This is a genomic window from Paenibacillus sp. RC84 (assembly GCF_041260495.1).
Taxonomy (GTDB): Bacteria; Bacillota; Bacilli; order Paenibacillales; family NBRC-103111; genus Paenibacillus_F.
In genome coordinates this window covers 133,373-153,958 of record NZ_JBGBYL010000007.1, presented here as the reverse complement: position 1 = coordinate 153,958, position 20,586 = coordinate 133,373, and the positions used below count along the sequence as shown (strand labels likewise).

Below are 20,586 nucleotides of genomic sequence, written 5' to 3'. Positions count from 1 at the left end.
ACAAACCCTAATAACCTGCCCATAGGGCGGTTTATTAGGGTTTAGAGACCTTTTTAAGAGGGGTTATTTTATTCCTTTCATAAATTCTCTAAAATTTTCAGCGATTTCTTTGAATTTGGTATGGTGTAAATAATGGGATCCGTCCATTGTTATTACTTTTCCATGTACAGAATCTTTTATTTGCCCTTCATGCAGAGGTATCCATCCTTCTACACTTGTATTATCCGCTTGTACAAAGAGAAGAAGGGGAAGATTTTTAGGGAATGTTAAATTTTGAGCCCCCTTAAAGTTAGAAGAAATATTTTTCATTTCATTTAACATCGTGTTATTATTCGCGTTTTTATTCATAATCATCTTCATTTGTTCCTTTGTTTTATCCTCAAATAATAAGGATGCATATGGGTCACTGCCTACATTCACGATGAATCTTTGAAGGCCTGATTGCTTAAGAAATTTAAACATGGTTAATGGGAATTTAACATCCATACCCGGTTGTGTGGGTACACTGCTATCGATTCCGACAAATGCACTCACCTCGTTTGGATATTTGTTCACATAATCCAATCCGTAAATGCCTGCAATGGAATGGCCCATTAGCGTGTACCGGTCTATATGAAGCTGCTGTAAGGCTTCATGTATTTCACTTACAATATTCTCTGTGCTCCGCTCTTTTTCGGTTCTATCACTTAATCCATAACCGAAAGGATCAATCGCAACAACTTTGTAGTATGGCGATAATTCATCGATAAGCAGCTTAAAATCAAGTGCTGGTGCGGCTGTTCCGTAACCAGGCAGAAGCACTACCGTTTCTTGACCTTTTCCTTGAATCAAAACATTCATTTTTTTCCCATCGACGGTTACAGACTGACCATAGGGTTCTATTTTTTCTTGTTCCGATTTACTAGCGACCTTATCAACAATAAAAACAATGGCTAGAAAAAGTACGATTAATATAGCTATAGCTCCTAATGATTTAAGTATCATTCGAAGCGGCTTACTCATCCTCTTTTTTATTACCTCTGCTTTTAGTTCCATACTCATCTTCTCCTATCTTTATCTGTTTATCTGGCTGCCAAAACGGGTTACTACAGATAGCTTACACGACGAAGATGTACTCCCTATGACGACAATATGAACGGAGGATGAACAAGATTAGGATGACTTATTTTATTTCTTTCATAAATTCTCTAAAGTTCTCTGCGATTTCTTTGGAATGGGAACGATATAAATAATGTCCTGCTTCCAGTAGGACCACTTTTCCAAGTACAGAATCTTTTATTTGCTTTTCGTGCTCGGGTATCCATCGATCCGTTGCTGGATGATTCGCTTGGATAAAGAAAATAACAGGAAGATTTTTGGGGAATGTTGAATTTTCAGCCCTTGTAAAATTAGAATACATATATTCAATTTCATTCAATTGGTTGGAATTAACCATGTTTTTGTACATAAGAATTCTGATTTGTTCTATTGTTTGATCATCATAGGGTAGTTCAGCATATACGTCGGTATCCGGTTTCATTAGCAATCTGGAGAAACCTGATTTTTTGAGTAGTTTAACCGTTTCTATTTCTGAAGATGAAAACCTCTTCTCGCTTAGCGTTGGAACACTGCTATCGAGCCCGACAAATGCACTCACTTCGTTTGGATACTTGTTTACATAATCTAGTCCGTAAATCCCTGAAATGGAGTGGCCCATTAGAACATAACGCTCAATATGAAGACCCTGCAGGGCTTCATGAATTTCACTCACAATGTTCTCTGTGCTTCGTTCCTTATCGGTTAGATCACTTAATCCATAACCAAATGGCTCAACCACGACGACTTTGTAAAAGGGTGATAGCTCTTCTATTAGCGGTTTAAAATCAAGAGCCGGTGCTGCTGTTCCAAAACCAGGCAGGAGCACGACGGTTTCTTCGCCTTGTCCTTGAATGGTAACATTCATATTTTTCCCATCTACCGCTACGTGCTGACCATAGGGCTCTAATCTTTTTTGCTCCGAATGAGTGCTGATTGTATGAACTGTATAAACAATAGCTAGCAAAAGCACGATTGCTATAAGGATCGCTCCTATGACTTTAAGCAAAATGGTGCGCACTTTATTAGTTCTTGTTCCATGCCTCATTTTCATTTCTTCTGTTTGTGTCACTCTCATCGTCTCCTGTCCTCATCTGTTTATAGAGCTGCCTAAACGGGCCGTTAAGGCAAGCTTATACGATGAAAATGTACTCCCTATGTCGACAATATGAACGGAGGATGAACAAGAAAAAAAAAGCTACGTCGTCACATGCAAGGAAGCTCGCATGTGACGACGTAGCATGGAGAATACGGGGTCAGCGTTTGACAATCCGAATCAACAACTTTTCTTATTTGATTCCTTCCATAAATGCTCTGAAGTTTTCAGCGATTTCTTTTGATTGGGTATGGTGTAAATAATGGGTTCCTTCAAATGTCATCACTTTCCCATGTACAGAATCTTTTACTTGCTCTTCATGTAGGGTTGACCATCCTTCAAGTGCTGCACTATCCGGTTGTAAAAAGAAAATGACAGGCAGGTTTTTTGGGAATGTTAAATTTTCAGCCGCTTTAAAATTAGGAGACCTATTTTCTATTTCATTCACAATGGTGGGATTTCTAAAGTTTTTGTAAGAAAGAATTCTCATTTGTTCTTTTGTTTCATCATCAACGGGTAGTGCAGCATATGGGTCAGCACTTAGTTTCATTATCAATCTGCCTAAACCTGATTCTTTGAGTAGAGTAATTACTGAAGAAGGTATTGGAGATTCAACAACCTTATTCCCGTATTGCTTTGGAGCACTGCTATCGATCCCGGCAAATGCACTCACTTCGTGTTCATATTTGTTCACATAATTTAGTGCGTAAATACCCGAAATGGAGTGACCCATTAGAATATATCGGTCAATGTTAAGACGCTGTAAAGCTTCATGAATTTCACTTACAATATTTTCTGTGCTTCGTTCCTTATCCGTTCCATCACTTAATCCATAACCAAAAGGCTCAACCACTACGACTTTGTAAAATGGTGATAACTCTTCTACTAGCGGTTTAAAATCAAGTGCTGGTGTTCCTGTTCCCAAACCCGGTAGTAGCACGACGGTTTCTTCGCCTTGTCCTTGAATCAAAACATTCATATTTTTCCCATCTACTGTTACAGACTGACCATAGGGTTTTATTTTTCCTTCCTCTGATTTACTGCTGATCTTATCAACGACAAAAACAATGGCTAGAAAAACGACGATTGCCATAACGAATGCTGCAACTATTTTAAGTAAAACGATAAGCCATTTTTTCATCTTATTAGCTGGTTTTTTGCTTGTTGTTGTGTCCAAGTTCATTTTCTCCACCTCTTGTATTTTCACTCACACCTTCTCCTATCGTTATCTCTGTATTGGGCTGCCTTAACGGGTCGTTAAGGAAAGCATATACGATGAAGATGTACTCTCCATGACCGCAATATGAACGGAATATGAACAAGTAAAAAATGCTGCGGCCCACATACAAGGAAGTTTGCATGTGGGCCGCAGCAGTATGGAGAACGCGGTCTAGTCAATCCGATGGATACCCGGTGAATCCAATTAATCAGTTGGCGGAGTGATTGGCAAGGCGACAATGAAGGTCGTTCCTTGACCAAGCTCACTTTCTACTCGAATGTCGCCTTGATGCAGCGATACGATCTGTTTAACGATGGCAAGTCCCATCCCGCTCCCGTCAACCTTGCGACTGTGGGAACGATCAGCCTTGAAAAATCGCTCAAATATACGCTTCTGGTCCTCAAGGGGGATGCCGATACCGGTGTCAGATATTCGGACTGTCACGTTTTTGATATCTTGTCTGACACTTACGTTAATCATGCCGCCATCCTCGGAAAATTTGATGCTATTGCCGATAATATTCGTCCATACCTGGTTTAATAGCTCATGATCCGCCGTTACTTGTATCGTATCTAAATCAAGCTCAAACTGCAGCCTGCGAGCATTCCATTGCGGCTGGAGCGCAACGATGACCCGTCTGATCTGTTCATCGAGGCTAAGGGTGGTCAAACGAAGTTGCCGTGACTGCGATTCCAGCAAACTCAGCTTGAGCAGGCTATCGCTCATTTTGGACATCCGCTTCGCTTCAGCGATAATAATATCCAGATAGCGGCTTCGTTCATGATCAGAGAGACCTACTTGCTTGAGTGCTGAAGCATAACCGGATATCGAAGTGAGCGGAGACTGCACCTCGTGGGACACGTTCGTCACGAATTCCCTGCGCATCTGCTCAAGTTGCTTCAAATCGTGCATCATGTCTTCGAAGCTGCGAGCCAACGTACCCAGCTCACTCGACTGCTTAATATTCAGCTTGACGTTGAAGTCTCCAGCGGCTATCCGCTTGGTTGCTTTTGTCAGCTTTTTGATTGGCCTTACTAAGAATATAGAGGCAACCAGAATCAATAAGCTTCCTGCGATCAACGAACAGGTTGCAAAGATTATTGCCCAACTGGCGACAAAAGTGGCGGAAGGGGGGGCGAGGGTTTCCAAAAACATCGCCTTTGTTCCCATTTCTGTTTTCAACGGCAACCCTAAGAGGACCGAAGCAATCCCATTTGGCGTGGCTTGAACAACGCCGCCATCAATTACCTTTTTTAGCTGCTCCATCGTCACAGGGGCAGACTTATGTCCGTTAAGCTTTCCGTAAGACTGGAACTCACCCGTTGCTTCGTAAATTCGAATATGATAGGAATCGAGCTGCTTCATTTCGCTTACGAAAGAATCCGCTTCACGTAACGGAAGGGTTTTATAAATCCGGACAATGTCTTGGCCAAAGTTACGTAAGTTGATTTGCGCGTTTAAGTTTAATTTATCTTCGAATATCCAAGTCGACACAAAAAAAGCAATGACCGTGCCTGCGATGACGCTGACTAGAAATGTCAGGACAACACGTATATATAAGGATCTGATCATTCGCAGACCTCAAGCCGGTAGCCAAGCCCGCGCACCGTTTCGATACGAAAATCGGGTGTAGTCGCGAATCGTTCGCGCAGGCGTTTAATATGCACGTCTATCGTTCGATCATCTCCGACGTAATCGATCCCCCAAATTTGATCGATCAACTGCCCGCGCGTATAGACTTGTCCGGGTGTTCCGGCAAGCTTATACAGGAGTTCAAACTCCTTGAGCGGCAACGTGAGCGACTCCGTCCCTCTCATTACCTTATAGGTCTGCCGATCAAGAATGACATTGCCGAACTGGATCGTTTGCGTGGAGCCAATCCGGTATCGTTTCAATAATGCCTTAACACGAACCGTTAACTCCAACGGATCGAATGGTTTGGTCAAATAATCGTCCGTCCCAAGTTCGAAACCTTTCACTTTCTCCCATGTTTCGCCTCTCGCGGTCAGCATAAGTAACGGAAGATCAGGGTTGGCCCTTCGAAGTTCCTTGCATAATGTCCAGCCATCCATAATCGGCATCATAATATCGAGCACGACAAGATCAATATGCGTCGAGGCATAGACGGTCAGTGCTTCCTTGCCGTCTGCCGCTTCCGCTGTTGCGAACCCGTCGTTGCGTAGAAACAAACAGACGAGTTCGCGAATGTTCGCATCGTCATCTGCAACCAGTATAGTAGGCATCTGTTCCCTCATTCCTGTTTTCCATCCTAGACAGTAGTACATATTATTATACTATACATAGATTTGATATACCCTTCTCCTATTATTTCTACGCCGCCCTCGTTTAGCTTGGCTGCCATCATGTTGTCCTCTGTCATTATCTGGACTTAGAACTTCTTACAAATTAACCCCGTATAAAAGAAAAAACATAAAAAGAAGTGCATAACAACTGCACTTCTTCTTTTTGAATCGTTCAAAAGAGAAAATCGTTACTTTCCTATTGCCTGTTCTCTTTGGAATAAAGTGTTTCTTCAGCAACCTGCGCTAATTCCTCTGCTTTAATACTTATCTCCTGGATCGTTGCAGAGAATTCATGAATCGCCCCTGACTGGGTATCGGTTAGCGTGTTGATATCAGAAAAAGTATGGTTTAACCGCAGCAAAAGTTCTTGAATATTCTTAGTAATGCCATTAATCTGGTCCACATTCTCTTTGGAACTGGTCGCGAGCTTCCGGATCTCATCGGCAACGACGGAGAAGCCTCTTCCCACTTCCCCGGCTCTTGCCGCTTCGATGGCAGCATTAAGCCCCAACATGTTACTCTGATCCGAAATCTCCTTAACGACAGTGGAAATCTTACCGATCTGCTGCGCACTGGAGCTAACGTCTTTCATTTGGTTCGTTACGTCGGTCACACGGTCGGTAAGGTTAGAAACGGATTGGCTGATATCTCCGATGGACGCCGTTGTTTGTTCGACAATTGCGGAAAAGCTTTCGGCCATCTCAAAAAGCTTATTCGCTTTCTCGAGGCTTGTACCCATGCCTACACCGCCGATAACCCTGCCCTGCTCGTCATGCAGCGGGATGGCGCGTGCAGCAAGCGGAAAACCGAACAGCTCTTTCGGAACGACAGCCGATAATGCCGTATTATTTCGGATCGCATTTGTCACAATGTCTCCCTCCATTAGAGGGTCCCCCGGGCTGACATTCAGCGAGAAGGTATTGCCCGGAATGTTGATGATCAGCTTCTCTGTGTCATAAATGCCGATTGTGATGTCATCATTAGTGAGATTTTTGAGCAGTGGAGCTACCTTTACAAAGGCTCTGATCAGCTCATGCTGTGTTTGTCCTTCAGTCTCAATATTCATGCTTTCTCCCCCAGCCCTTAATACGGGAATTTCCTTTGTCCGTAATTAACCGAAATCCACTTCAGCGTCGTAAATTCATCCAAGCTCCATTCGCCGTTCAGACGGCCCAAGCCGGACTGCTTCTCTCCGCCAAAAGCCACAATCGGCTCGTCATTGATGGTGACATCGTTCACATGGATCATACCGGTGTGGATCTTCTTCGCCATTTCTACTCCGCGCTCAAGATTGGAGGTATGAATAGCCCCGCTAAGCCCGAAACGTGTATCGTTGGCAATTTCGATGGCTTCCTCTTCGGTTTCGAACGGCATGATACACACAACCGGGCCAAACAACTCATCTTGAGCAACATCCATGTCCGGTTTGACATTGACGAGGACGGTAGGCTCTACCATTCTTCCGGTAATCTTCCCCTGCACCAGCACAGCAGCGCCCTGCTCGATTCCGCTTGCGATCAGCTTCTCCAATGTTTCGGCTTGACGATTGTTGATGACAGGACCAATGATCGTCTTCGGATCACTCGGATCACCTGTTGTAAGCGTGGAGACCTTCTCCTTGAATTTATCCACAAAATCCGGATAGATCGTCTTCTGTACAAGAATCCGATTAGCCGACATACAGATCTGGCCTTGATGCGTGAATCTGCTGAATGTCGCCGCTTGTACCGCGTAGTCGATATCCGCATCTTCTAGGATAATGAACGCACTGTTGCCGCCGAGCTCCAGCAGCGGCTTTTTGAAGTTCTTGACGGCCAGTTGGCCGATATGACTTCCCACTTTAGTCGAACCCGTGAAGGAAATGATTCTAGGAATCGGATGCTCGACGAACGCATCGCCAATCTCCTTAATATCTGTCACCACAACATTCAACAGGCCCTTCGGTACACCCGCTTCTTCGAAAATCTTGCCGATAAGCGTTCCGCCTGTAATCGGTGAATCCTCATGCGGCTTCAGCACTACGCCATTGCCTGCACCCAGCGCGGGAGCAACCGACTTCATAGACAAGAAGAACGGGAAATTAAACGGACTGATAACCCCAACCACGCCGGCGGGGATCCGGTACAGCCGGTTCTCTTTACCGTCCTCTACGGAAGGCAAAATCTTGCCCTCCATTCTAAGCGGGAACGTTGCCGCTTCCTTAATCATATTTTTCACAAGACCGATCTCAAAGGCAGCCTTCAGACGCGTTCCACCCAGCTCCTGAATAATAAGGGACGTAATTTCTTCCTCATGAGCTTCTATGTATGTAACCGCATTTTCAAGAATGTCGCGTTTCTTGTAAGGGTTAACCTTGTCCCAATCCAGCTTAGCTTTATAGGCAGCTTGATAAGCATTGTCTATGTCTGCAACGTTGGCTATTTGAAAAGTGGCGATAACCGCATCATTATACGGATTAATGTCAGGCATCGATTTAGCGCTCTTGCCGTCTCTCCATTCGCCGCCTATAAATTGTTTGCCTAACTGTTGGAAGTCCATATAATCCCCTCTTTGTTTGTTAATTAATAGCAATATATATATCGACAAGCTGCCGAAAATTGTTAAGCCTCTCGAGATTTACACTTTTGTTCAGGACACCGTTCCAAATGAATCCGCAAAGACTAATTGCTCGTTTATATGGACACGCAAAACCAGCCTTCCCTATAAAAGGAAAGGCTGGTTGTCTTCATGCGGCTAGCGCTTGGCTCGGCAGCGAAGGTTTTATTCGTCCGCCCCTATATTCACTGCGGCACCCCGTACACGAGGATCTCCGTCGATATCAAACGAGCCGATAATGTCCGGCTCGGTCGATCCGGCGTCAATTGCCGGAGAGCCCGGCCGCAGATGAAAATCGCTCGATGCCGCATTTACGAATGAAGGATCGGCAAACAGCGAGTGGGCGTCATTGCCCGTGCCTTTTTTATAGGCGGCGAAACCGTTATACGTCACATTTTTCCATGTCCAGGCCGCGTTGGCACTGCCCCCTGGCGCAAAGTACAAATTATAATCCACAATGTTCCCCGAATTTTTCGTATATTCATTATAGATCAGAACATCCGAGGTACCGGCTACGAAAATATTATTTTTAATGACATTGTTCTGAGTATCGTACTGGACATACAACTGCCCGCTGCCGTCTCCCAAGCTGTCGTTCTTATAGAATGTATTGTTCACAATGTCGCAGTTTACCGTCGCTCCCCGCTTCTTGTCGTAACCTCCCATAGCCAGGCCGGTCAAGCGGTTGTTGTAGATCATATTACTGCGGACCGTAATACGGCTGGTCGCTTTGCCCGCGTGTTCGGAAGCGATCTCGATGCCGATATCGTTGCCGTAGCTGTAGTTCCGCTCGATCAGGTTGTCTTTGCCGCCATCGACATAAATGCCGCCTGCCGAATTGCTGTTGTTCGGAAGCTTTTTGCCGTAAGAAGGGTTGTTATTGGATGAAATGTTGTATACGCGATTTCCGCGGATGACTCCGTTTCTGGCCTGGTCATACGAAGCATCGGGCGCTTTGCCCTCGAAACCGATCACATCGATGCCGATATTGTCGTTATCGTGGATCGTGTTGTTCGTCACGGCGAACGTGTCGACATTACCGTTGAGAACCAAAGATTCGCTCGATCCGAGCACGAGATTGTACAGCTCGTTTCCGTCAATCGTAAGGTCGTGGATCGACTGGGGAGCTTTCGTCCCGTACACGGCAATGCCGTGGGCGTCCCTTCCCAGAAGGTCGGTTCCGGTCGGAGCGGCCGTGTTCTTGATAGCATGCACTTTGTTGCCGGACAGGTTGATGAAGCCTCCGGCACCGTGCACGTAAATACCGACCGGCATGACATTGCTTTTGGCCGTCGTGAAGTTGCGGACCTCAAATCCTTGAATGTTGACGTAACTGGCATCGGCGAGATCGATCAGCCCTTCCGTTCCGCTGACCGCAAGTCCCGTACCGTCGATGACGGCGGCCTCCGAATTGTAGGACGCGAACGTGATGGGGCCTTGCTGCGCAGAGCCGGATTTCGTGATCTTCAATTTCTCATTGTACACGCCGCCCCGGACATACACGGTGCTGCCGGGACCCGCTTGATCCGCCGCATGCTGCAGCGTCTTCCACGGCGAGCTTAACGTACCCGGATTCGAATCGCTCCCGTTCGCTGCCACATAATAGTCGGTGCCTAAAGCCGATACAGACGGCGATTGAGCAATGCCCAGCCCTAAACCAAGCACAGCCAAACTTAACCCCGTGATTAACGTTTTGCCGAATTGCACGAATGATCATCTCCCTGATTGGTTAATAGTCGGACTTTGATTCGCTTCAATAGAACCGCGTATATCTCTGCGAGATTGTGCGGGCCTCACCTCCCTGTCCGAGTTTAGGCGGTTGACTGCTCTTTGAGCAGCCTGCCGACGGCCGCAGTCGTCGGCAGATTGCCCGTTCCCCCGACGCCGAGCGTGGACAGTGCGCCGCACGCGTTGCCGTACTGCAGCAGCTCCTCCCCTTGCAAGCCATGGAGAGAACCGTAAATGATGCCGGCGTTAAAACAATCCCCGGCTCCTGTCGTATCCCGGGGAGATACCCGGCACGGTCCGGCTGTTGCGACGCTCCCGTCCGGAGCAAGAAGGCTCGCGCCTTTGGACCCTTGCTTGACGGCCACCCGCCCATCTGCGCTTCCGAGCTTCTCGCGGATATCTGCGATCCGGTCCGCTGCGAAAATATGCAGCGCCTCTTCCTCGCTCGGCATAAACAAGTCCGTTTCCTCCAGCAGGGAACGGATGCCCTCGGAATCCCACTCGTTGCGCACGTCCCATCCCGCATCGAATGAAGTACGCGTCCCCCTGGTCCGGGCCTCTTTGAAAAGCTTTTTCCAGTGCGGCCTCATGCCGTCCTGCAAATAGTAGGAACCGAAATGCAGATGGTCCGCTTTGCACAGAATGCTTTCCGGAATATATTCGGGTACTAACATCGGAATACTGCCCGGATAAGTCAAGAGACCCCGGTCGGATGGAGTCGTGAACGACAAGGTGACACCGGTCTTAACATCCGGCAGTACCGTTACTCCATCGGTGTTAACCCCCATCCGCTGAAGCTCGCCGATGCAGTAGGCGCCAAGATCGTCCTGGCCCGCAACTCCCACGAACCTTACGTCGACCCCCAGACTGGCCAGCGCGCAAGCGGTAATCGCGGAAGAGGAACCGAGCACGGTTTGGAATCCGTCAATGATTTTCTCCCGGTTCCACTCCGGTATTACATCCCTGCCGGATACGATTATATCCGCATTCAGCTCGCCGGCGACGACAACGACCGGTTTTCTCGTGCTTGCGGTATGTATCATTTCAGCACCGGTACGAAGTCCCGCTCCGCTTCGTACAGCTCCTCGAACATCTCGCCGATTTCTTCGAGCGAGCATACGGCTGCGGATAAGGGGTCCACCATCAGGGCGTGGCGGGCCATCTCTTTATCCTTGTGGAGCACAGCGCCTACAGCCAGTTCGAAAAAGGCCATATTGGAGCGGCACAAAGCGGCGAGATGCTCCGGCAAGCTGCCGAAATAACAAGGATGAATGCCGTTGCGGTCGATCATGCAGGCCACTTCCACGATACCGTCGGCGGTCAGATTTGTGATCAGGCCGTTATTGGGCACGTTGCCGTAGATGACTTTCGGCTCGTTTTTGAGCATTCCTTCGATAATAATGGCCGCATATTCGTTGCTCGGCTCAAGCTCAAGCGGCCTTTTTCCTTCGAGCTGCTCGATGATTTTCTCGTCGTTTTCCTTGCGCCATATCGGCCAATTGTCCGCGTAATAGCCGGTCGCCCCGTTGTATCCCGAGCTGCAGTGCCGGTCGATCAACGACTGGCGTTTGCGGTAGTAAGGAATGTACTCCGAGAAATGCCCGCTCGATTCCGATACGAACGCCCCCAAATATTTCATCGCGTCGAAGCGCACCGGATCTTTTTTCAGCAGTTCGGGGTCCTGAATTTTCTCCCGAAGCAGCGGGTACAAATCTTGTCCTTCATGGGTCAGTTCGACAAACCAGGACATATGATTGATGCCTCCCGCTTTCCACTGCATCTGCTCGTAAGGCACGCCGGCATATTTGGACAACTGCCTGGACGTGTTCTGAATAGAGTGGCACAGGCCCACAACGGGCAGCGTCGTGATGCGGGACGTAAGCAGCGTGACGGCCGACATCGGGTTGGTATAATTGAGAATCGTCGCATCCGGGCACAAATCCTCGATATCCCGTACGATGTCCATCCAGGTGGGAAGCGTCCGCAGCGTCTTAAACAGCCCCCCGGGCCCGAGCGTATCGCCGATACACTGATTCACGCCGTATTTCAACGGAATTTCGTATTCGTAGCGGACGGTCTGCAGCCCGCCCACTTCAATCTGATTAATGACGAATCGGGATCCGCCGATTACCTCCCTGCGGTCGGTAGAAGCGATTACGTTCCATTTCTTCCCCGTTTGCTCTATAATCCGGGCCACCAGCTTGCGGGCAATCTCCAGCCGTTCCCCGTCGATATCCACGAGTGCGAGGGTTCCTCCCTCTATTCCTTCGATCAGCAAAATATCTGTCGCTATTTCCTGCGTAAATGCGCTTCCCGCGCCGATAATTGAAATTTTGGTCATGGTTGTTCTCTCCTTATTAGGTCTATTTCATGCCGGTCATCGTCAAGCCTTTAATAAACTGCTTCTGGAAAATGAGAAAGACGATGATCACCGGAACCGTTATAAGAACGGCCGCCGACATGACGACGTTATAATTGACGGTATGCGTTCCGTTAAAATAAACGAGAGCCAGCGGCACCGTCATTTTCCGGGTGTCGTCCAATACGATGAGCGGCCACAAATAATTGTTCCACGAATTCATGAAGGTAAAGATGCCGAGCGCCGACAGCATGGGAAAAATAAGCGGGGCGATAATCCGAACCATCAGCCGCAGCTCCCCCGCACCGTCTATTCTGGCGGCATCAAGCAAATCCTGCGGGATGTCCTCGATAAATTGCTTGGCGAGAAAAACCCCGTACGAGCTGACCAGATTCGGTAAAATAATCGCCAGCAAATGGTTGACGAGACCGAGTTTGGCCGTGATCAAATAAGTCGGGATCATGACGACCTGAAACGGGATCATCATCGTCGCCAGAATGAGCAGAAACCAGATCTTTTTTCCTCTGAACTCGTGTTTGGCGAAAATATAACCGGCCAGCGCGCTCGTAAAAAGAGTCGCTGCCGTAATGACGACAGATGTCACCGCGCTGTTTAACAGCCATCTTACAAAGGGCGCGTCCATAAACACTGTGCGATAGCCCTCCAGGCTTGCCTCTTGCGGGAACAAGGTGTGCGATCCGGAGACAATTTCCATATTGCTTTTCAGCGAAGACAGCACCATCCAGAGATAAGGCAGCAGCATTGCACAACCGGCAGCCGTCAGTACCATCAGAATCGCTCCGTCCAGCCATCTGTTTCTACGTTGCATCTATTCTCAAGCCTCCTTCAATGTTCCCAATCCGTGCGGCCCCATTTAAGCTGCAGGACGGTCACGGCCAGAATGATCATCAAGAAAACAGTCGCCATCGCCGACGCATAGCCCATGTTGGAGTTGGAGAAAGCCATCTCATAAATGTGCAGGGCAATCACTCTCGTTTCGTTAAACGGTTCTCCCTTAGTCATGATCTGAAATTGGGCGAAGGCCTGAAAATAGGAGACGACCGTAGTCACGGATACGAACAGCATCGTTCTCCGCAGAAGCGGCAGCGTCAGATATCGGAAGGAATGCCAGCGGTTCGCTCCGTCCAGGAGAGCGGCTTCGTAATATAGCCCGGGAATGGAATCGATTCCGGCGATGAACAGGACGATATTGTAGCCGATGTCCGCCCACAACGTCATGATAATGACGGAATACAGCGCATAATGCGGGTCGCTCAGCCATTGGACGGGCGCCATATGCAGCTTCTCAAGCAGCATGTTGAACAAGCCGTGATTATAATTGAACATCGTGCTCCACACGATAGCCGTTCCGGCAAGCGGAGCGATCGTCGGCAGAAAAAACACCGTGCGCATTAAATTGCGCAGCCATCCTGCCTGCAGCCGCTGAATGGCTACCGCAATCAGCAGTGTGACGGCTATATTCACCGCAACGGCAACGACGACGAATTTTACCGTCACCCAGAGCGATTTCAGAAAAATCGAATCTTCCAGCATCCGCACGTAGTTCGCCATACCGACGAAAATCGTGTTGGAACTGAGGGGATTATATTTGAAAAGGGACAGCCCGAGACTCCAGCCGATCGGCAGGAAAGCGAATGCGCCGAATAACAGCAGAATCGGAATCAGCGACAAATAAATGAACGCGCGCCCGCTCTTTCGGCCTTTGTACGGGGCTGCCGGTGGAATCTTTCGGGTTCTGCCTGCTGCCGGTTCAAGATTCATACTCCGATCACTCCGATCATTTGTGTTGATCCTGATTGTCGTTTATTGATTTTTCAATGCCGCTCAGACCCGCTTCCACGGTTTCCTGTCCGCTTGCCATTAATTGAAAATGATCGTTGATCGCTTTGAAGAAATAATCCCGGTCCGTAATCGGTCCGATCCACTCTCCCAGCGTCAAAATATCCAGCGAAGTTTTCATAAACGGATTGGCTTTGAGAAATTCGGGATTTTCGGCCACCTCTTTTTTGGCGGGGACCGTAAACGTGCTCAGATTCCATTGCAGCAGATTCTCATTGGAAGAAACGAATTCGATGAAATCGACGGCGGCTTTCCGCTGCTTGCTTTTCTGAGCGGCTACCAGTCCCCATCCGGATTCGGCCGCGTATAAGGGCGGATTCCCCGTGAAAGACGGCACCGGCACATACTCGAAGTCGTCTGCCTTGTATGTATTCAAACCGGCGGCTATGGACCAGGGTCCGCGATACGTCATCGCCGAGCTTCCCTGAAAGAAATAGTCGGAGGTGTCAAGCTCGCCGCCGAACGTCGTGAGGTCCGCGACTTTATCGTCTTTGATAAGCGAGATTAGAGCTTCCATCGCTTTTTTCGCCTCCGGCGTCCGAAAGTTCACATGATCGTTTTCGCCCCAATACTTCCCGTTTTGCTGCAAAATCATGGACAAGAACGTAAAGGTGATATTGTCGCCGGATACAAAATCAAATCCCTTCACTTTGATGCCTTTCCCGTCCCGGACCGTCAGCTTACGGGCGCTCTCCACAAGCTCTTCCCATGTAGACGGAGGCCCTGCGATCCCCTTCTCTTTCAACATTTGCGGGTGGATCAGCATGCCGCCGTTTTCGATATTGAATTCGAGCGGAAGTCCGTAAAGCTTGCCGTTCAATGAATATCCCCCTAACGGAGCTTTGTAATAGCCGTCCCGGAGACGTTCGCCGTCCGGTATTTCCGCCAGCAGCCCGTTCGTGGAGTAGACGGGAACCCAGGTGCCGAACATCTCGGCGATGTCCGGAGGATTTTTGGCAATGAAAGAAGCTTTTAGCTTCTGAGGGTAAACATCGTATGGAAAGGATTGATAGTCGATCTCTACTTCCGGATGCTTTGCCTGATAAGCGGCAATCAAATTTTTATACGCATTCATAAAGGCATCTTCCTGATGGCTCCAAAAAACGAGTTTTACTTTTCCGTCCGGATTTGCAGAATTATCAGCCGTCGTTTCTTTATCATTTGCGCAAGACGAAACGATAATTAATGCAAACAATAGAGAAATAAATGAAAATAAGCGGACTCTTTTCAAATTGTAACCCCTTTCTTTTTATTTCATCTGGAATTTTCTACGTCCACATAGAAATAATACCTCTACAAAAATGAGGCGTCAATATTTATTTTGCATTTTAGTTGCATTTTTTTGATCGTAAATTGCAATTTATTTGTTCTTATTTTCAGTTGACCTGCGTTTTTATTTTACTTAACATAGAGAGTAAGTATTTTGGTTCGTTCAATCTTAGATGAAATGAAGGCAGGTCATAGCATGCCCACACTAAAAGATATAGCGGACCGGGTCGGCGTCTCTATCTCTACGGTTTCCCGCGTTCTGGCCGACGATATCAGCCGTGCCTCCCATAGCAAAACACGCCGGAAGATTTGGGACGCTGCCCAAGAACTGGGCTACACGGTCAAGCTTCCCGCACATGAGCCGGTGAAGAAAATAGGCTGTATCGTTTCCACGATGCAGGGACGGCGCTACCATCCCTACTTTTCCGTTATTTTCGAGGGAATAGAGAAAGAATTATCTCTTCACGGCTATCAGATTGCGTTCACTTATACGCAAGAAGATTTGCAAAAACCTGAAATTTTGCAGCAAGTCATCCACAAAGATCAAATCGGAGGCCTAATTATTATCGAGGGCATCGAGAAACAATTGTATGATGATATCCGCAAGCATGTGGAGCATATCGTCGGAATCGACGTGTCCGATCCGGACATTCCTACCATCTCCTATGACCGGGTCGAAGCGGCTCGTACAGCCGTCCAACATTTAACGGATCAAGGCCACAAGGACATCCTCTTTATCGGGGGCACCGGCTTGTCCGGAGAATTCCGGAGGGAGAAGCGCTACCGGGGCTACAAGCTGGCACTGGAGCAAGCCGGTTTGGCGGTTAAGCCGCAGTACGTGCTTAACGCCGAGTGGGAACCGGATCAGGCTTACCGTCTTGTCCTGAATTACATCGACGAGCATCGCGGCCACCTGCCTACGGCGGTTTTTGCGGCCAGCGATATTATGGCGATGGCGGCTATGCGGGCCATTTCCGAGAAGGGCTATCAAATCCCGCAAGATTTCGCCATTATCGGTTTTGACGACAACGAGCCTTCCCGTTACACGGTTCCTCCTCTCTCCACTATTCATATTCCTACCTTTGAAATCGGAAGTGTCGCCGCAAGAACGCTCCTTCAGGAAATGCAGACGCCGTATCCTCTGCCCGTCAAAATTTTGCTGCCGTTTCAACCTTTATTTCGCCAATCAAGCGACCGCCGTTTGCAGAAGCTTCAAGACGAGAACAACGCAGCTCGCTAAACACGCCTGCCCGGAAAAAATCTTGCTCCTCCGCAAGGTCTATATTTTTCCCGGTCGGAGCGATACCTCGTCTTAAAGGCCGATCCGTTTATTCATAAAAACAAGCCATCCTGGACTAAAGCGAAGGATGGCTTGTTTTTTTAATTTTCATTTCGCACTTCTTCATCCCGGCCTCGATTCGTCCTCGTGATTGCTGCCCAGCCTTATTTCAGCCTGTATAGATCAAATGATTTAGGTAAATCAACAAAATACTTACATGTACTTAAAATTTTATCTTGAAATACTTAAAATATATGATAAATTTACTTATAAGAGGTGAAAATGATGTATCAAGAAGAACGATTACTGAAGATACTCGACTATATTAATAAACACCACGCGATGAGTGTGATGGATATTTGTTCGCTTCTAAATGTATCTAGGGATACGGCCCGAAGAGATATTGTTAAATTAGTGCAAGAAGGGGTCGTTATTCGTACACACGGAGGTGTCGCTCTCCCTCAATTACAGAAGGAAATAGCTACTTATCAGGAACGTTTAATTGACGAAACAGACAGTAAAAGAAAAATCGGGAAGTTAGCGGCTAAATTAGTTCAAGATCACGAAACCGTCATTTTGGACGTATCCACTACGGTACAGTCCGCAGCCGAACAAATTTCAGCTAAACATATTACGGCGGTCACGCACTCCATAGACATTGTAGGGATTCTCTCCGGTCGGGAAGATCTGCAAGTTTACGTGCTCGGCGGCTATTTACATGCCAAAAACCGGTTGTTATACGGACCTTCCGTCATCGAGAAGCTAAGGGAATTAAGAGCCGATAAGGCATTTATCGGGGCTACGGCTATACGAGCCGATGGGCTTTACTTTCCGTACGAAGAGGATGTTTCGGTTAAAAAAGAGATGGCCCGCAGATCGGATCAGGTCATTGTTGTGGCAGATTCTACGAAGTTTACAAGCAAGTCGGTTTATCGGTTGGATTTTGATTTTGTAGATATTTTGATTACCGATCAAGAAGTGCCTTTCGCTATTAGAGAGGTCCTTCATACTAAAAATATAACGCTTATACAATGTCAGGAGAAAGACAAATACGAGGAGGAATATACAGATGAGTCTTAAAATTTTGCACAATGTAAACGTGGTTCAAGAAGATAACTCCGGTATGTCTGCCACACTTTGGATACGAGACGGAATTATTGAACGGATAGAAAGTTCCCTATCTGCTCTTCCGGAGGGCGAATATGAATTTATGGACGGTCAAGGCCACTTATTAATCCCGGGCATGATCGATGTCCATATTCACGGCGCCAACGGTTTCGATATGATGGATGGAAGCGAGACGAGTATTCAGGAGGTTTCGCGAGCTTGTGCAGCAACGGGCTGCACCTCATTTCTGGTTACCTCCGTCAGCTCAACGATTGAAGCATTAATAGCCATGATTCGTAGTGTGAAGCGTGTCGCAGGGCATGAAGCCGGGGCCAAAATTGCCGGGCTTCATCTAGAAGGTCCTTACCTGAATCCGAAGCGCAAAGGGATGCAAAATGAACGGTTTTTAAGACATCCGGATCTTACTGAAATGAAAGAAATTTTTGATGAGGCGGACGGGCTGATCAAGATGGTTACAATAGCTCCCGAATTACCCGGCGGTATGGAACTCGTCTCTTTTCTGAAGGAAAGGGGCGTAATTATCGCCGTCGCGCATTCGGATGCCACATACGAGGAGGCCAAGCAGGCCTTTGAAGCGGGAGCCAGTCATGTTACGCATTGTTTCAACGGCATGCGTCCGATTCATCATCGGGATCCCGGTCTGGTTGTAGCCGCTTTTGAACAAGAACATGTAAGCCTCCAAGCGATTGTAGACGGCATTCATTTGCATCCTGCGATCGTTCGAATGATGCATCGTCTCAAAGGACCGGATGGCATGGTACTTATCACAGATGCTCTGCAAGCCATGGGGCTCGGTGATGGGAAATATATGTTCGGCGGCCATCCCGTTACGGTTTCCGAAGGTGTAGCACGCCTTGAGGACGGAACTTTAGCTTCCAGTACGGTTACGATGAATGAGGCACTTCGTCTAACCGTAGAAACCGGTATTTCTTTAACGGACGCGGTTAAAATGGCATCCAGTTCACCTGCACGGCTGTTAGGACTTGCTGCCAAAGGTAAGATTTCCGCGGGTTTTGATGCCGATCTTGTCTTGTTAGACGAACAATTTCAAGTACAATGGACAATGATTAAGGGTTCTATCGTCTAATTAACCAACATTTAAACTCCCTCCCCCCTCACCTTTAACCTTGGATTTCTACAATAGAGAAGGAAAAAAGATGTAAAACGGGGAGAGATTGTTATGCGTTTGTATGAAGTCCTACTTATGGGCTCCAATTTGGTTCTGCTGGTGGTACTGCTTTTCATGAGGAATCGAAAAATCAGCCTGGGTGCAGGCCTTGCGGCTGTCTGCGCACTGAGCCTTCATCTGATTCAGGAAGGTTACCGATGGCAAATGGTCCCCTCCTACTTCGCTGCGGTTATCCTGTTCATTCTGGTTGCCATAAGGATTTATCGAAATCCGAAATCCGTTAAACCCCGGAAAAAAATACGATACATCGGCTATTTTATAGTCGCCGTGCTGCTGAGTTTTTCTGTTTTCTTGGCACAGGCGATGCCGATATTGGTTTTGCCAAAGCCAGGAGGAGAAGCGGCCGTGGGAACCCGAATCTTTCACTTTACGGATTTCACGCGACAAGAGAGCTATCCTAACGTCCCCAAAAATGACCGCGAGCTTATGGTTAGAGTGTGGTATCCCGCAAAACCTCAATCCGGAAAAGGGGAACTGCTATTTCCCGAAGATCCGGCGCAGTTTAGAACATACAAGGAAAACTTCTCAGGAGTGTTCAAGGTCCCCGCATTCATTCTCGATTACTGGAAATATACGCGCGGCTATTCCCATCTCAATGCTGAACTTCTCCCCGCTTCCGCGCCTTCTCCCGTGGTACTGATTAGTCATGGTATGGGTACCGGCAGCGTGCTGCATGTCTCTCAGGCAGAGAACTTGGCCAGTCACGGGTTCATAGTAGCTGCTATCGACCATACCTACAGCACAGCGGCTACCCTTTTCCCGGACGGGCGGATAACCGGGTTCGAGACAAAGACGCCGGCAGATGATTTTTACACGTATGCCAAGCAGGTCGGAGCCGTGTGGGCAGCAGATATTCAGTTTGTCCTTTCGGAAATGGAACAATTGAATCAAGATCCAAATTCCAGCTTGAAGGGCATGATGGATGTAACCCATACAGGTATCATGGGGCATTCGTTCGGGGGCGCCACTTCTTTTAACGCCACCTATTCCAACGATAAGATCAAAGCCGGGATTGATATGGATGGAACGCTTTATGACCTGGAGGATAAAGGGCCGATGCCGAAGCCGTTCATGTTCCTTAACTCCGACCAAAGATCCATGCTTTCCGCGGCGATAAAAAACAATGAGGTTCCGGGCAGTATCCGGGCACAACTGGTGAAGGAACAACGGATGATGGACAGTGTCGGCGCCCATAACGGGCAGGTCATTCATATACGGGGAACGGACCATTTCAATTTCACCGATCTGCAGTTCTATACGCCGATGTTAAAATATACCGGTATGACCGGGAGCATTAACGGGTACAGAGGGGCTGACATTGTCAATTCCTATGTGCTTGATTTCTTTACCAAACATTTGAAAAAGAAGGGCGGTCAACTGCTTGACAATGGTCCTCATCCCCAATACCCGGAAGTTGAATTTCAAAAAGCTACTCTAGCGGCGGAATAGAATGTAATCCGGACCAGCGGCAGGTATCCATCCTTCCA

At 47.8% G+C, this 20,586-nt stretch carries 17 protein-coding genes; 4 read left to right on the top strand and 13 right to left on the bottom strand.

Annotated features, from left to right (window positions below; all coding sequences use genetic code 11):
- Positions 1-63 precede the first annotated feature (63 nt).
- From ABH899_RS17200 to ABH899_RS17140, 13 genes are all read right to left on the bottom strand, one after another.
- A complete protein-coding gene (locus ABH899_RS17200) occupies positions 64-1,035 on the bottom strand; it encodes an alpha/beta hydrolase (protein ID WP_369998573.1) in 972 nt (323 codons plus the stop codon).
- A 127-nt stretch (positions 1,036-1,162) separates the two neighbouring features.
- Positions 1,163-2,152, bottom strand: a complete 990-nt coding sequence (locus ABH899_RS17195; RefSeq protein WP_369998570.1) for an alpha/beta fold hydrolase — start codon at positions 2,150-2,152, stop codon at positions 1,163-1,165.
- A gap of 211 nt (positions 2,153-2,363) precedes the next feature.
- Positions 2,364-3,377, bottom strand: a complete 1,014-nt coding sequence (locus tag ABH899_RS17190) for an alpha/beta fold hydrolase (protein WP_369998567.1) — start codon at positions 3,375-3,377, stop codon at positions 2,364-2,366.
- Between the two features lie 216 nt (positions 3,378-3,593).
- Positions 3,594-4,961 carry a sensor histidine kinase gene (locus ABH899_RS17185; RefSeq protein ID WP_369998564.1) on the bottom strand — a complete coding sequence of 456 codons (1,368 nt, stop codon included), beginning with the start codon at positions 4,959-4,961 and terminating at the stop codon, positions 3,594-3,596.
- A complete protein-coding gene (locus ABH899_RS17180; protein WP_369998561.1) occupies positions 4,958-5,632 on the bottom strand; it encodes a response regulator transcription factor in 675 nt (224 codons plus the stop codon). The genes ABH899_RS17185 and ABH899_RS17180 overlap by 4 nt, the downstream gene beginning before the upstream one ends.
- A gap of 256 nt (positions 5,633-5,888) precedes the next feature.
- Positions 5,889-6,758 carry a methyl-accepting chemotaxis protein gene (locus tag ABH899_RS17175; protein ID WP_369998558.1) on the bottom strand — a complete coding sequence of 290 codons (870 nt, stop codon included), beginning with the start codon at positions 6,756-6,758 and terminating at the stop codon, positions 5,889-5,891.
- A 17-nt stretch (positions 6,759-6,775) separates the two neighbouring features.
- Positions 6,776-8,230 (bottom strand): benzaldehyde dehydrogenase, encoded by a 1,455-nt coding sequence (gene yfmT / locus ABH899_RS17170; RefSeq protein WP_369998556.1) that lies wholly within the window; start codon positions 8,228-8,230, stop codon positions 6,776-6,778.
- 222 nt (positions 8,231-8,452) lie between these two features.
- On the bottom strand, positions 8,453-9,994 hold the full coding sequence (locus tag ABH899_RS17165; protein WP_369998553.1) for a choice-of-anchor Q domain-containing protein: 1,542 nt from the start codon (positions 9,992-9,994) through the stop codon (positions 8,453-8,455).
- A gap of 104 nt (positions 9,995-10,098) precedes the next feature.
- On the bottom strand, positions 10,099-11,058 hold the full coding sequence (locus tag ABH899_RS17160; RefSeq protein ID WP_369998551.1) for a carbohydrate kinase family protein: 960 nt from the start codon (positions 11,056-11,058) through the stop codon (positions 10,099-10,101).
- A complete protein-coding gene (gene melA / locus ABH899_RS17155) occupies positions 11,055-12,356 on the bottom strand; it encodes an alpha-galactosidase (protein ID WP_218231039.1) in 1,302 nt (433 codons plus the stop codon). The genes ABH899_RS17160 and melA overlap by 4 nt, the downstream gene beginning before the upstream one ends.
- A gap of 22 nt (positions 12,357-12,378) precedes the next feature.
- Entirely contained in the window at positions 12,379-13,203 is an 825-nt protein-coding gene (locus ABH899_RS17150) for a carbohydrate ABC transporter permease (RefSeq protein ID WP_369998548.1), read from the bottom strand.
- 17 nt (positions 13,204-13,220) lie between these two features.
- The gene (locus ABH899_RS17145) at positions 13,221-14,156 is read right to left on the bottom strand and encodes a carbohydrate ABC transporter permease (RefSeq protein ID WP_369998546.1); all 936 of its coding nucleotides are present in this window, start codon (positions 14,154-14,156) and stop codon (positions 13,221-13,223) included.
- 16 nt (positions 14,157-14,172) lie between these two features.
- Entirely contained in the window at positions 14,173-15,309 is a 1,137-nt protein-coding gene (locus tag ABH899_RS17140) for an ABC transporter substrate-binding protein (RefSeq protein ID WP_369998543.1), read from the bottom strand.
- 390 nt (positions 15,310-15,699) lie between these two features.
- Between ABH899_RS17140 and ABH899_RS17135 the strand changes: the two genes are divergently transcribed.
- The 4 genes from ABH899_RS17135 (at position 15,700) to ABH899_RS17120 (ending at position 20,548) form a co-directional block, all read left to right on the top strand.
- The gene (locus tag ABH899_RS17135) at positions 15,700-16,743 is read left to right on the top strand and encodes a LacI family DNA-binding transcriptional regulator (RefSeq protein WP_369998540.1); all 1,044 of its coding nucleotides are present in this window, start codon (positions 15,700-15,702) and stop codon (positions 16,741-16,743) included.
- Between the two features lie 324 nt (positions 16,744-17,067).
- Positions 17,068-17,862, top strand: a complete 795-nt coding sequence (locus tag ABH899_RS17130; protein ID WP_369999043.1) for a DeoR/GlpR family DNA-binding transcription regulator — start codon at positions 17,068-17,070, stop codon at positions 17,860-17,862.
- Positions 17,852-18,997, top strand: coding sequence for an N-acetylglucosamine-6-phosphate deacetylase (gene nagA / locus ABH899_RS17125; protein ID WP_369998537.1), 1,146 nt, complete (start codon positions 17,852-17,854; stop codon positions 18,995-18,997). Before ABH899_RS17130 ends, nagA begins: the two co-directional genes overlap by 11 nt.
- Positions 18,998-19,366: 369 nt before the next feature.
- Positions 19,367-20,548, top strand: coding sequence for an alpha/beta hydrolase family protein (locus ABH899_RS17120; protein WP_369998534.1), 1,182 nt, complete (start codon positions 19,367-19,369; stop codon positions 20,546-20,548).
- The last annotated feature ends 38 nt before the right edge of the window (positions 20,549-20,586 follow it).